The 13,730-nt window shown below is 40.1% G+C and carries 10 protein-coding genes and 1 pseudogene; 3 read left to right on the top strand and 8 right to left on the bottom strand.

The window, feature by feature from the left end:
- Window position 1: 1 nt before the first annotated feature.
- The 3 genes from scpC to AC25JC_RS06235 all read right to left on the bottom strand — a co-directional run bounded on the left by scpC (window position 2) and on the right by AC25JC_RS06235 (window position 4,684).
- Window positions 2–1,501, bottom strand: coding sequence for a succinyl-CoA:acetate CoA-transferase ScpC (gene scpC / locus AC25JC_RS06245; protein WP_486923678.1), 1,500 nt, complete (start codon window positions 1,499–1,501; stop codon window positions 2–4).
- A 133-nt stretch (window positions 1,502–1,634) separates the two neighbouring features.
- Window positions 1,635–2,804 (bottom strand): thiolase family protein, encoded by a 1,170-nt coding sequence (locus tag AC25JC_RS06240; protein ID WP_180008861.1) that lies wholly within the window; start codon window positions 2,802–2,804, stop codon window positions 1,635–1,637.
- A gap of 101 nt (window positions 2,805–2,905) precedes the next feature.
- On the bottom strand, window positions 2,906–4,684 hold the full coding sequence (locus tag AC25JC_RS06235; RefSeq protein WP_180011711.1) for an acyl-CoA dehydrogenase C-terminal domain-containing protein: 1,779 nt from the start codon (window positions 4,682–4,684) through the stop codon (window positions 2,906–2,908).
- A 605-nt stretch (window positions 4,685–5,289) separates the two neighbouring features.
- Between AC25JC_RS06235 and AC25JC_RS06230 the strand changes: the two genes are divergently transcribed.
- A complete protein-coding gene (locus AC25JC_RS06230) occupies window positions 5,290–5,895 on the top strand; it encodes a TetR/AcrR family transcriptional regulator (RefSeq protein WP_078190941.1) in 606 nt (201 codons plus the stop codon).
- 66 nt (window positions 5,896–5,961) lie between these two features.
- On the opposite strand, the gene AC25JC_RS06225 is transcribed toward AC25JC_RS06230, so the two are convergent.
- The 5 genes and pseudogenes from AC25JC_RS06225 to cysK form a co-directional block, all read right to left on the bottom strand.
- Window positions 5,962–6,156, bottom strand: coding sequence for a heavy-metal-associated domain-containing protein (locus tag AC25JC_RS06225; RefSeq protein WP_180171972.1), 195 nt, complete (start codon window positions 6,154–6,156; stop codon window positions 5,962–5,964).
- A 66-nt stretch (window positions 6,157–6,222) separates the two neighbouring features.
- Complete coding sequence (gene cueR / locus AC25JC_RS06220; protein WP_180171971.1) at window positions 6,223–6,642, bottom strand: Cu(I)-responsive transcriptional regulator; 420 nt, start codon at window positions 6,640–6,642, stop codon at window positions 6,223–6,225.
- A gap of 1 nt (window position 6,643) precedes the next feature.
- Window positions 6,644–9,082 carry a heavy metal translocating P-type ATPase gene (locus AC25JC_RS06215; protein WP_486923746.1) on the bottom strand — a complete coding sequence of 813 codons (2,439 nt, stop codon included), beginning with the start codon at window positions 9,080–9,082 and terminating at the stop codon, window positions 6,644–6,646.
- Window positions 9,083–9,106: 24 nt separating this feature from the next.
- Window positions 9,107–9,316, bottom strand: a pseudogene (locus AC25JC_RS06210) (heavy-metal-associated domain-containing protein); the annotation flags it as partial.
- Between the two features lie 571 nt (window positions 9,317–9,887).
- Window positions 9,888–10,886, bottom strand: a complete 999-nt coding sequence (gene cysK, locus AC25JC_RS06205) for a cysteine synthase A (protein WP_111884368.1) — start codon at window positions 10,884–10,886, stop codon at window positions 9,888–9,890.
- Window positions 10,887–11,168: 282 nt separating this feature from the next.
- Between cysK and AC25JC_RS06200 the strand changes: the two genes are divergently transcribed.
- Together AC25JC_RS06200 and AC25JC_RS06195 are read left to right on the top strand one after the other, a co-directional pair.
- A complete protein-coding gene (locus tag AC25JC_RS06200) occupies window positions 11,169–11,486 on the top strand; it encodes an ArsR/SmtB family transcription factor (protein ID WP_180115592.1) in 318 nt (105 codons plus the stop codon).
- Between the two features lie 308 nt (window positions 11,487–11,794).
- Window positions 11,795–13,531, top strand: coding sequence for a SulP family inorganic anion transporter (locus AC25JC_RS06195; RefSeq protein WP_180115591.1), 1,737 nt, complete (start codon window positions 11,795–11,797; stop codon window positions 13,529–13,531).
- The last annotated feature ends 199 nt before the right edge of the window (window positions 13,532–13,730 follow it).

Below are 13,730 nucleotides of genomic sequence, written 5' to 3'. Positions count from 1 at the left end.
TTTATACGATTTGACGCATTGAACCGGTTTCTTCAAAAGTGGCATGCCAAGACAAAGCCTCTTTTAAAATATGCGGCGTTTGACCACCAAGCTCACATGCGCGTTCAAAGTAGCTCAACAATGCTGCGCGATAATCTGGATGTGCACAGATTTCAATGACTTTACGTGCACGCTCACGTGGTGAAAGACCACGTAAATCTGCCAAGCCCTGCTCTGTAACCACGATGTCAACGTCGTGGTCAGTATGGTCGGTATGACTCACCATTGGCACCACAGATGAAATCGCACCACCTTTTGCAATCGACTTGGTTACGAAAATGGCAATGTGCGCATGACGAGTAAAGTCTCCTGAACCACCGATACCGTTCATCATTTTCGTACCCGTCACATGGGTCGAATTTACGTTTCCGTAAATGTCAAACTCAAGCGCCGTATTAATCGCAATAATGCCTAAACGTCGAATGATTTCAGGGTTATTGGATAGCTCTTGTGGACGTAACACAATTTTGTCTTTGTACTGATCAAAATTGTTCATCACGTGCTGTGCACAAGGCTCAGATAACGTCATTGAACAGCCTGAGGCAAATTTCATTTTTCCAGAATCAATTAGCTGGAAAGTACAGTCTTGTAGTACTTCTGAATACATTTCCAAATCATGAAAATTCGAATGCTCAAAACCGGCAAATACAGCGTTGGCAATCGAACCCACACCTGACTGTAGCGGGCCTAAATTTTCAGGCAAACGCCCTGCTGCGACTTCACCTTCAAAGAAATCAATCAGATGCTGAGCAATCGCTAGGGTTTCAGCATCAGGTTCATCCATTTTAAACTGGGTATCTGGCATATCATTCAACACAATAGCTGAAATCTTATCGGGGCTGACATTGATCCCAATCGTACCAATACGTTCACCAACCTGAGTCAGTGGAATTGGCCCACGGTTTGGTCGCGCTTTAGGCACATAAATATCATGTACACCTTCGAGCACTGGGTTAATCGTATTATCAATTTCAATAATCACATGATCTGCCATTTCAATGAAATTGGCTGAGTTACCACATGAACCTGTCGGAATAACTTGACCATCTTCTGTAATTGCAGTCGCTGCAATAACGGCCACATTAATGCGCGGCAAATTATGATGACGAATATTATCGGCCATTTCAGACAAGTGTTGGTCGATATACATGACCTCGCCAGTGTTGATGGCTTTACGTAAACCTGGATCTGCCTGATACGGATAACGACGTTCTATCGCATGCGCCGCATTGAGGCGACCATCGATACTATTTCCTAAACTAGCACCCGTTGCCAAAGTGATACGAAGAGGATGTGAAATTGCATGATCTGCAAGTGCCAATGGAACCGTCTTTGCCTCACCTGCACCACCAAAACCACTTAAACCAACCACTGAACCATCTTGAATTAACTCAATCGCTTTTTCAGCAGACATTACTTTGTCGCGAAGGGAGAGTAAGCGAATGCGATCTAAACCATTCATAATTAAATCTCAAAAAATAAATATCTCAAAATAAACATCTTTTTTCGCCATCCCAGCGAACTGAGATAGCGTTTGTTATTGCTTATCTAAAAACGTACTTATCTAAAAGCTTACTTATATAAATTGAGGCAAATTAAATCAGTTCAACCGCAATTGCAGTTGCTTCACCGCCACCAATACACAGTGCTGCGACACCTTTTTTACCGCCAGTGCGTTTTAAGGCATGAATCAGCGTCACAATAATACGTGAACCTGATGAACCTAGTGGGTGACCAAGTGAGCAAGCACCACCATGAATGTTCACTTTTGCTTCATCTAAGTTAAATCCATCAATCGCCAGCATTGTAACCATGGCAAATGCTTCATTGACTTCCCACAAGTCAACCTCTTGTGCATCCCAACCTGCTTGTGCAAGTACTTTCTCAATAGCACCGACTGGAGCAATCGTGAACTCTGACGGATGCTGTGAATTTGTGGCATAAGCAACGACTTTTGCTAGTGGTTTTAAACCACGCGCTTGAGCCGTTTCTTCTGATGTAACCACCAAAGCAGATGCACCGTCAGAAATTGAGCTGGCATTGGCGGCTGTGATCGTGCCGTCTTTTTTGAATGCAGGACGCAGTGTTGGGATTTTTTCAGGCTTAGCACTTAATGGCTGTTCATCTGTGTCAACAACGACGTCACCTTTACGGCTTTTAACAGTAACTGGCACGATTTCATTTTTGAAGAAACCGCCTTGAATCGCTGCAACGGCTTTATTGAGTGAGTTGATGGCAAAAGCATCTTGCTGTTCACGGGTATAGCCTTTTTTATCTGCCATATCTTGTGCCAGAATACCCATCGATAAACCTGTCTCAGCATCTTCTAAGCCTTCTTGGAACATGTGATCTGTGGTTTTACCATGACCCATACGATAGCCTGAACGCGCTTTTTCAAGTAAATATGGCGCATTTGACATCGACTCCATACCACCAGCAACCACAATATTAGCAGAACCGGCTTTAATCGCATCAGCTGCTTGCATCACTGCCTTCATGCCTGAACCACAAATTTTATTAATCGTGGTGGCACCCGTTGTATCTGGTAAGCCTGCTTGACGCATCGCTTGGCGTGCAGGACCTTGTTTAAGACCTGCTGGTAATACACAGCCAAAAATAACTTCGTCAATATCTGTAGGTTCTAAACCTGCACGTGCAACAACAGCCTGAATCGCTGCAGCACCTAAGTCTGGGGCTGTACAAGATGAAAGTGAACCCTGAAAACCACCCATCGCTGTACGTACGCCATCTACAATTACAATCATTTCTTATTTCATCCTGTTTTAAATCTTTTAACCCCAAGGAACCATGACTGGTTCCTCAGATTTTCCATCTTAATGTTTTTCACAGTGGTTTCGATGAAACTTTAAGATTGAGCGGTGAAGTATTCTTCAGATAGCTGCATGATAAGTTCAGAACCTGCTTTAATGCGTTGAGCACGGGCAGCAAGGTCAGGTAGAACTTTCTCAACATAGAAATCTGCGAGTACCAGTTTGTTTTGGAAGAAGCTCTCTGGTTTTGCAGCCGCAGCTTTGCTAATACGCGCAAACATATACACAAAGCTGAGTAAACCAACAGCGTGCAGGTAATCGACTGCCACCGAACTGCTAAAGTCTGGTGTAGTTTTAGATTGTTCAATAATGAATTGCGTTAATGCTTCAACTTCGTCAGAAACTTGCAATGCTGCAGATTTAACTTTTGAATCAGCCATGGTTGCAGCAAAGTCACGAATTTCAGCAATGTATTCGGCAATAAATGCACCATTACATTTCGTGGTTTTGCGTCCAATTAAATCAATCGCTTGTACGCCATTTGTGCCTTCGTAAATCTGCGAAATACGTAAGTCACGAATGCATTGCTCCATGCCCCATTCACGGATATAGCCATGACCACCAAAGCACATTTGCGCTTCTAAAGTAGCTTGTAGGGCTGTATCTGTTAGGTAGGCTTTTGCAATAGGTGTCAATAAAGCCACGCGGTCATTGGCTTTTTTCACTGCAGCTTCGTCAGTTGAATATTTTGTAATATCCAATTGCTGACCAACATACACAGCAAATGCACGAGATGCTTCGTTGTTGGCGCGTACATTCAACAACATACGACGTACATCACCATGTACTAAAATAGAGTCTGCTGGTTTTTCAGGAGATTTCACACCTGTCGCAGAACGACCTTGTAGACGATCAGTCGCATACTGTGCAGCATTTTGGTAAGCAAATTCTGCAGCGCCAATCCCTTGGATACCCATCGATAAACGTTCATAGTTCATCATGACAAACATCGCCGCAAGACCTTCGTTTTCTTTACCAACGATATAACCTTTGGCACCATCAAAGTTCATAACACACGTTGCAGAACCTTTAATACCCATCTTGTGTTCAATTGAACCCGCTGAAACAGCATTACGTTCACCGACTGAGCCATCGGCATTGACATGGAATTTTGGAACGATAAACAATGAAATACCACGTGAACCCGCAGGTGCATTTGGCGTTTTTGCTAACACAAGATGGATGATGTTTTCACACAGATCATGTTCACCACTGGTGATGAAAATTTTCGTGCCTGTAATATTAAATGAACCATCTTCATTCGGCTCTGCTTTGGTTTTAATGATCCCCAAATCAGTCCCTGAATGTGGTTCAGTTAAACACATAGTGCCTGACCATTCACCCGTATAAAATTTTGGAAGATAGGTTTCTTTTTGCTCTTGCGAAGCACGGTCATTAATCGCCATACCTGCACCCACAGTCAGTAGTGGATACAACATAAATGATGGATTAGTACTCCAAATCATTTCGTCAGCAAGTACTGTCAACATTTTCGGCATGTTTTGGCCGCCCCATTCTTCAGAAGCGCCTAAACCAACCCAGCCACCTTCAGCGAATTGTTTAAAAGCGTCTTTAAACCCTGTAGGCGTAGTAACAACACCATTACTAAACTGCGCACCACCTTCTTCATCTGCAGTACGGTTCAAGTCTAGAATAACGTTTTTAGAAAACTTAGCCATTTCTTCTAAAATGGCATTTGCAGTCGCCATATCAATATGAGCTAAGTTTTCATTTGACTGCCAGAACTCATCTGCATTGAATACATCATTTAAGATGAAGTCCATGTCCTTTAACGGCGCATTGTATATTGGCATTGTACTTTCCTTTTCTACAGGCTTTGTCAGCGTCTTTGACAAAGTACTTTTTTAAAGTTGCACGCTCCCGCACAAAATCATCAAATCAATTTTGTGTGGATTTTTTAAAGATCTGTTTTTTCAGATAGATATCTAAAATGGATATAGATAATGTGTTTTTACCGACAAGTGGAAAATAACCACCTGATATTTTGAGCAGCATTATTTTATTACAATTAAATAAATTTATTGAATTGACTAAATTTATAATTGGTAATTGATTAAAACCAAACATAATAGTACCTATAATCATGTTTAATTTAGGTTGTATTAATAACATAACAACCAAGACCGTTTTGTTAAATGCTGCTTTTGTTGTAAAAGCGAAAAGACAATAAATTAAAAAAAATAAAAATGGAATTTTATTTCAAAAAAATGACCTCAAGGGTTCAGTTTTATTGACATTATTTTTATGCTATGAATTCTATATGTTTTACGTACTCTACTAATGTGTTTATTTTTAAACCAATTTATGTAATATTTGAGACCATAGTGGAATGTAAGATTCACAAGATTTAGCTTAAGCTAGGCTTGTTCACCCTCAAGATGTTTATGGAACAGTTATCATGAGTTCAGTACGCCAACAAAATTTTATCCTTCGCAAGGAAAAAATTTTAGCCATGGCAGAAACCCTGCTATTAGATAATAATCAAGACATCACCTTAAGTGAGTTAGCTTGTGAACTAGATATTGCCAAAGGCACGATTTATAAACATTTTAAAAGTAAAAACCAATTATATTTAGAACTGATTATTTTAAATGAAAAACGATTATTAGAAATTTCAAAAAAATATAATCATGATATTAAAACTTATGTTTCACAATATATGCTTTATAATATGTTGAATTCTAATAGAACTATATTATTACATGTCATTGAAGAACGCTTAACCAATAATGAACGTAAATTAAAAGAGTTATTTGAAGAGCTCTATCGTGTTCGTGAAGAACGTATTATTGAAATTAAGGATATGACCAGTGATTATCTAAAATCACTTGAAAGCGCAATGTCGATTCGTGATTATTTATCCTATATTTGGACGGTCACTTATGGTGCATCCCTACTCCTCAATTCAACGCATTATCAAAAATCAATCGGTTCACGTGAACGCTTAATCAAGCTATATATTAATCAGGCGCTGATGACACCAGATAAAATTTCAGCCGTATAAAATTGATTTATAAATAAAAAAGCCGAACAATTGTTCGGCTTTTTTATTCATTCGACAATATCAAAGTTATGCAATCACAGGTGGGAAACCATCTTCGGTTAAAGCGCTAATCAATTGCTCTGCGCTAACACTAGATTCAACGTCAACTAATTTAGTGGCTACATCAATAGTGACCGTTGCATTTTCGTCTAAGTCTTTAATGGTTGCTGTCACGCTACGGGCACAACCACCGCATGTCATATTATCAATACGAAATTTCATGATATTCATCCTTCTTTTCTAATAACAACACTATAAACCTTGCCACGATTGTAAGGTCAAGCAAGTTTAAATCTTCGATGTATGGCAGCACTCAGCCATGCCCGTTTCGATTTGATTTAAAATCGTACAATCGGCTTGATCATTACCGGCACAGCCATCTACAGATTGTTGCAAGATCTCAACCATGGCCTGTAAGTCTGCGATTTTTTGATTTAAGGTCTGGATATGTTTTAACGCCAATGCTTTAACTTCTACACTTTGCCGACTTTGATTTTTCCAAAGCCCAAGTAAATCTTTCATTTGTTCAGAAGAAAAACCTAAATCACGCGCATGTCTTAAGAAACTCAAGGTTTTAATATCGGCTTCCGAGTAAACTCGATAGCCGGCATCGGTGCGCTGTGCATTATTTAACAGCCCAATCGATTCATAATAACGGATCATTTTTGCAGAAATGCCCGAAGCTTTCGCTGCTTGTCCAATATTCATCTCAAGACTCCTGAAAAACTGGCCCTTTAAATGCTTTTAAACGTAAGGCATTTGACACAACAAACACCGATGAAAGTGCCATTGCACCTGCGGCGAACATAGGTGAAAGCAATATGCCAAAGAATGGATATAACACACCTGCAGCGACAGGAATCAATGCTGCATTGTAAATAAATGCCCAAAATAGGTTTTGGCGAATATTATTCATCGTCGCAGTACTCAGTGCGATCGCTGTCGGTACCATTTGTAAATTACCCGACATAAGCACAACGTCCGCGGCCTCTATCGCCACATCTGTCCCTGTACCAATAGCCATACTCACATCTGCTTGAGCAAGTGCAGGCGCATCATTAATACCATCGCCCACAAAACAAACAACACCATGTTCTTTTTGCAATTGTTGTACAGATTGCACTTTTTGGTCTGGCATTACTTCAGCGATCACATGATCAATCTTCAACTGTCGTGCTATGGCAGTGGCAGTATGTCGGTTATCGCCTGTAATCATGGCCACTTTCAGCCCTAAATCATGCAAAGCTTGAATGGCTGTAAAGGTTGTGGCTTTGATCGGGTCGGCTACAGCAACAATGGCAGCAAGCTGTTGATCGATCGATACATAGAGCGGGGTTTTCCCTTCATTGCCCATGCGTTCCGCTAGTGATGAAAAGATTTGTGTATCTAAACCAAGTTTATGCATCAAATGATCTGCACCGATAAAAATGCTTTGTCCTTCAACAACCGCCTGAATCCCCGCACCAGTCACGGAATCAAACTGTTCAACCTCTAAAAGTTGCACTTGCATCTCTTTCGCAGCTTGAACAATGGCATAGGCAATCGGATGCTCAGATTTCTGCTCTACAGAGGCCAATAACTGAAATACGCGATTTTTATCAAAAGCTTCAGTGACTTCAAAATCTGTCAGTTTCGGTTTACCTTCCGTCAATGTCCCTGTTTTATCGACTGCAACCACTTGAGTATTTTTGAGTTGTTGTAAGGCTTCACCTTTACGGAACAATACTCCAAGCTCTGCACCTCGCCCTGTACCGACCATAATAGACGTTGGTGTTGCCAAACCCATTGCACATGGACATGCGATGATCAGTACTGCTACAGCATTGACTAAGGCATAGGTTAAACTCGGTTCAGGTCCTACAACATACCAAACTAAAAAGGTGATCAAGGCCAACGCCATCACCACCGGTACAAACCATAACGTGACTTTATCCACCAAAGCTTGAATCGGTAATTTTGAACCCTGAGCTTGTTCGACCATATGGATAATTTGTGCCAAAACAGAATATTGACCTACCGCAGTGGCTTGTATTTTCAATGCCCCATTTTGGTTAATCGTTCCACCGACAACTTGATCACCTGCTTTTTTCTCGACAGGAATTGGCTCGCCACTGATCATGGATTCATCAATATAACTATTCCCAGACACCACAGTACCATCGACTGGGCAACGTTCACCAGGCCTTATTTCAATCAGCATGCCTGTTTCAACGTCACTAATCGGTAAATCTATATAGCTTCCAGATTGCTCAACACGTGCTGTTTTGGGTTGCATGCCGACTAAGTATTGAATAGCTTGCGATGTTTTACCTTTGGCTTTCGCCTCCATAAAACGACCCAAAAGAATCAACGCCACAATTACTGCGGCTGCTTCAAAGTACACATGAACCGTACCTTGCGGTAATAATTGCGGAGCAAATGTTGCAACACAAGAAAAACTATAAGCAGATAAAGTCCCGACTGCGACCAAAGAATTCATATCCGGGGCAAGTCGCGCAAGTGCTGGTATGCCGTGCTGATAAAAGCGTCTTCCGGGTAGGATTAACACCAAAGTGGTTAATATAAACTGAATATACCAACTATTTTGTGTCCCTAAATTATGCGCAATAAAATGATGAAAAGCTGGAATCATGTGTGATCCCATCTCCAAGATAAAAACAGGAACAGCGAGTACCAATGCGATGATTAAATCACGTTTGAGCAACCGAGCTTCATCGGCTTTTTTTTCTGCCATTGTCGGTTGTAGTTGTGTAGCAACGGTCGCACTGTATCCCGCTTTTTTAACTGCCGCGATCAATTCTTGTGTTTTTGAAGCGGGAGCCTGAACAAAGGCTTTTTCACTGGCTAAATTTACCGTTGCTTTATTGACACCGTCTACAGCGTTTAAGGCTTTTTCAACCCGTGCCACACATGAAGCACAGGTCATTCCATCAATATTTAATTCAATATTGGGCTGTGCAATATGAAAACCTGCTTTTTCTACAGACTTCGCCAATGCAGAATTTTCAACAGATGCCAATGCCGTAATCGTGGCTTTTTCAGTTGCCAAATTCACTTTTGCATCGATGACTTCTGGAACTGTTTTTAATGCTTTTTCAACACGTGCCACACACGATGCGCAAGTCATCCCTTCAATTTCAAGTTCAATCTGCTTTTGTGCAACGCCAAAACCTGCCTTTTCAACGGCCTGAATTACAGCAGAATAATCCACATTTTTATCACTCTGAACATGTGCTGTTTCAGTGGCTAAATTCACTTGAGCATCAGTGATGCCATCGACTTTTTTTAAGGCTTTTTCCACCCGTGCCACACAAGAAGCACAGGTCATCCCTTCAATAGCAAGTGTGCCATCAAAAAGTTTGCGTTCTGTCGAATCTGTCATGGCAACATCCCAATCATATGTGCTTGTTTTAGGCTATAGCTTAAACTTTACCACAATGGGAAGGTCAAGTTTTTCTGACTCACAGCAAGGCTTTTCTTTAAGGTATAAAGAATTGCGAAGATTTAAAAACATAATCAATAATATTGAATAATGATTATTTAATTAGTTTATTTTTCTGATATTAAAACTACACTTTTCCTCATTATTCAGTAAGATAGAGATTCGTGACCACCAAACGAATTACTCTCTTTCGCATGTACAAACTGTCGAACATTTGCTTTAACTGCGCATATTTGTGTGCTTTTTTATTTTTAATTTTAAGTTGGAGTCTAGATCATATTGATGTTTGGCTCACTCAAGTGGTTATCCCTGCTGTCACGATATGCATACTCTTAGGCTTCCTGTTTAAATATATCGCTCGAAAGTTAGGATATGAACCGCCTAAACGAAAAATAAAACAACAAAATGCCAAAAACGATGATCAAGACGCGGCTTAAGACAAGTATAAATAGCAAAATCATCAATAAAAAAGCCCATTCAAATGAACGGGCTTTTTTTCATGTCAGACCTATTAGTCAGCACTAATATCTTCAAATAAAACTGACGAAAGATAACGTTCACCACCATCCGGTAAAATGACCACAATAGTTTTGCCTGCATTCTCAGGACGCGCAGCAAGTTTTGCCGCCGCAGCCATAGCAGCACCGCTAGAGATACCCACTAAAATACCGTCATGAGTAGCCGTTTTACGTGCCCATTCGATCGCTTCAGCACTTTCAATACCTATCACTTCATCAACAAGGTCTAGATCCAAGTTACCCGGAATAAAGTTAGCGCCAATTCCCTGAATTTTGTGTGGCCCAGGAGTCAGTGTTTCGCCTTTTTTCGCTTGGGCAATAATCGGAGATTCAGCCGGTTCAACCGCAACAGAATAAAGTGGCTGATTTTTCACTTTTTCAAAATAGCTTGAAATGCCCGAAATCGTACCACCTGTACCTACGCCTGAAACTAAAATATCCACTTTACCACCAGTTGCTTCCCAAATTTCTGGGCCTGTGGTCAATTCATGAATTTTAGGGTTTGCAGGGTTTTCAAACTGTTGTGGTAAATAATACGTTTCCGGATGTTCGGCAACGAGGCGCTGTGCTTCTTCGACCGCACCTTTCATGCCTTTAGCAGGTTCAGTCAATACGAGATTTGCACCAAAAGATTTCAACACCTTACGGCGTTCGATACTCATACTTGCTGGCATGGTTAATGTAATTGCATAACCTTTCGCTGCTGCAACAAATGCCAAAGCAATGCCTGTATTGCCACTTGTAGGTTCTACAATATGCATACCCGGTTTTAATAAACCTTTTTCTTCTGCATCTGCAATGAGAGCAGCACCCACACGACATTTCACTGAAAATGCTGGGTTACGGCTTTCAACTTTAGCCAAGACCGTTGCTTCTGACTGAATCGCACGATTAATACGAACTAAAGGTGTATTACCAATCGCTTCAGCGTTATTACTATATACTGCGATACCTAAATTACTCGTTGCTGGAAAAGCTGAATCTGTTGTCATGACTATTTATCCCTTGTGTATTTATTGAATACGATCTTTAGATGATACAATTATTTTCAAAGTGTGCATGATTTTTTAAGCTAATGTCTTATATTTATGTGCATTTTGTGAAAGCTTGCACTAAAATCAAGCAATAAATTTAACTGATTAACTAAATTTAAACTTATAAAAATTAATGATATTTGATTTCATAAAAAACCATAGAAATTGTCTTATTTATTCAATGTATTAAGCCGTGATATCCGTATACTTGAGCTGTTGTTAATCGTATGGACATATCCAATGAATACCGATCTGGAAATCACTACTATGCGTGATTCTGCCGAATTAGTCGTGGGCGTTTTAAAGTCGCTGGCAAATACGGATCGTCTACTAATTTTATGTCATCTAGCACAGCAAGAATTGAATGTGTCTCAGATTGAAGAAATCACTGATATTAAACAGCCAACCCTCTCACAACAATTAATGATGTTACGTAAAAGTGATGTTGTGACCACGCGTCGTGATGGTAAGCAAATTTATTATTCAATTAAAGATACAAATTTAGTTCAAGTTCTCAATACTCTTTACCAATTGTATTGCAACCAATCTTATAAATAACACTCAGTTATTTTAAAATTTCAAGCCAGACATGCTGTTCTTGCACCACTATAGATGAATTATCGCAATGGACAGCAATTCAATATCTAAATTTACCCTCCAGACTTCTTCAAAATTTCAATATCTATATTTATATCGAATATCCAAAGCTTTAAATCAGCTCATACTTTTTATTAATTCATTTAGAATGATGGTTTCTTATATATCCCACAAATGTACTGCAATGTTGTACGCTCAAAATTTATTGCACAAGACTTCTTAGCATTTTTTATGCATAATATATATGAAATTGTGATTTAGATAAGTTTATGTCAGATTTAAAACCTCATATCTTACAGAAATTTCCAGCTTGGCAGTGGTTACAGCACTACAGCCCCGTGAAATTTAAATCTGATGTACTTGCTTCGCTGATCGTGATTGCCATGTTGGTTCCTCAAGGTATGGCCTATTCCATGCTGGCAGGTTTACCTCCAATCATGGGTTTATATGCCAGTATTTTACCGATGATTGTCTACGCCCTCATTGGTGGAAGCTCAACCTTATCGATAGGCCCTGTGGCAATCATTTCGATGATGACCTTCGCCACGCTCAATCCACTATTTGAAGTCGGTTCGCCTGTTTATATTGAAGCCGCTACACTTTTGGCCTTAATGGTCGGACTGATTTCTCTGATGCTAGGTGTGCTACGTTTTGGTTTTTTAATTCAGTTGATCAGTCATCCTGTCATTAAAAGCTTTATTATTGCTTCGGCTCTGCTCATTGCACTAGGTCAATTTAAGTTTCTCGTCGATGTCCCGCTAAAAGCCAACAACATCCCTGAGTTTGTTTTGAGTCTGTGGGAATATCTAAGTTTGACTCACTTTGCTTCACTCATCTTTGGTGTGCTGGCCATACTGTTTTTAATCTATGTACCAAAAATGTTGGCTACTCAATCGATCCAATCTCGATTCGGCTCTACTGCCTTTCTAAGTAAAGCACTTCCATTGATACTAGTGGTGATCTCAATTGCATCGGTGATGTTATTTGACCTGCAAAATGTCGGCATTAAAACCGTCGGTGAAATTCCTTCAGGATTTCCACCCTTAAGCTTTCCACATTGGAACTGGGAACTGGTACAAACCTTACTGCCCGGTGCAACAATGATTGCCATGATCAGTTTTGTTGAGTCACTGTCTATCGCCCAAGCCACTGCCTTACAACAACGCAGCCAACTCAATAGTAACCAAGAGTTGATCGCTTTAGGTTTAGCCAATCTAAGCGCAGGTGTTAGCTCTGCCTTTCCTGTGACGGGTAGCTTATCTCGTACAGTGGTTAATGCAGATGCAGGTGCAAAAACACCGATGGCTGGCGTGTTGTCGTCATTGCTGATTATCGTTGTCAGTCTCTACTTCACTGGTTTTTTCCAAGACTTACCTTTAGTCATTTTGGCGGCCACGATTATTGTTTCCATTTGGAAATTAGTCGACTTTAAACCTTTTGTGGATACATGGCGTTATTCAAAAGCTGATGGTATAGCGATGTGGGTGACCTTTTTCGGTGTGGTGTGTATCGACATTTCTACAGGTCTCATTATTGGCATTATTTCTACCTTTATTCTGTTGTTATGGCGCATTAGTCGTCCACATATTGCGGTGATCGGTTTAGTCGAGGGCACACAGCACTTCCGCAATGTACAGCGCCATCATGTCTATACCGCACCACATATTCTCTCGCTCCGTATAGATGAAAATATCTCGTTTTTAAATGCCAATACGCTTAAAGGTTTCCTGATTAATGAAGTCAGTGAAAATATTGACCTAGAACATGTTGTTATCAACTGCTCAAGCGTCAGTTCAATTGACCTCAGTGCCTTAGAAATGTTGGAAGATTTAAATGCTGAATTATCAAAATTAGATATTCGACTGCATTTTTCCGAGGTCAAAGGCCCTGTCATGGACAAATTGCAGCACTCAAAACTACTCACGCATTTGAGTGGTCAAATTTTTCTCACCCACTATCAAGCAGTTAAAGAGCTTGCGACAGCCAGTTCTGAGTACCAAATTTAAAGGCCTATTAGCTCACTGTTTAATCAATGCGAATTTGATAAACAGTGAGTTTTGAAGGGTTTACATTTTAATACACAAAAATAGATTATAAAAAACAAAGGTTTATTTTTAAATTAAATTATTTTTTAAGCATGCGACATTTTCGTATAAAATACAGGGCTAATTTTCATCATTTTGTCATTGTAATTCTGACAAGGCT

The sequence above is a fragment of the Acinetobacter sp. P37 genome (genome assembly GCF_057480965.1).
Note: the sequence above shows the minus strand (reverse complement) of the source record. Positions and strands in the feature narration are given on the sequence as shown.

Excerpts from the sequence above, each read along its gene's own strand:
- scpC (WP_486923678.1), bottom strand. The coding sequence starts at position 1,501 with ATGAATGGTTTAGATCGCATTCGCTTACTCTCCCTTCGCGACAAAGTA.
- AC25JC_RS06240 (WP_180008861.1), bottom strand. The coding sequence starts at position 2,804 with ATGATTGTAATTGTAGATGGCGTACGTACAGCGATGGGTGGTTTTCAG.
- AC25JC_RS06235 (WP_180011711.1), bottom strand. The coding sequence starts at position 4,684 with ATGCCAATATACAATGCGCCGTTAAAGGACATGGACTTCATCTTAAAT.
- AC25JC_RS06230 (WP_078190941.1), top strand. The coding sequence starts at position 5,290 with ATGAGTTCAGTACGCCAACAAAATTTTATCCTTCGCAAGGAAAAAATT.
- AC25JC_RS06225 (WP_180171972.1), bottom strand. The coding sequence starts at position 6,156 with ATGAAATTTCGTATTGATAATATGACATGCGGTGGTTGTGCCCGTAGC.
- cueR (WP_180171971.1), bottom strand. The coding sequence starts at position 6,642 with ATGAATATTGGACAAGCAGCGAAAGCTTCGGGCATTTCTGCAAAAATG.
- cysK (WP_111884368.1), bottom strand. The coding sequence starts at position 10,886 with ATGACAACAGATTCAGCTTTTCCAGCAACGAGTAATTTAGGTATCGCA.
- AC25JC_RS06200 (WP_180115592.1), top strand. The coding sequence starts at position 11,169 with ATGAATACCGATCTGGAAATCACTACTATGCGTGATTCTGCCGAATTA.
- AC25JC_RS06195 (WP_180115591.1), top strand. The coding sequence starts at position 11,795 with ATGTCAGATTTAAAACCTCATATCTTACAGAAATTTCCAGCTTGGCAG.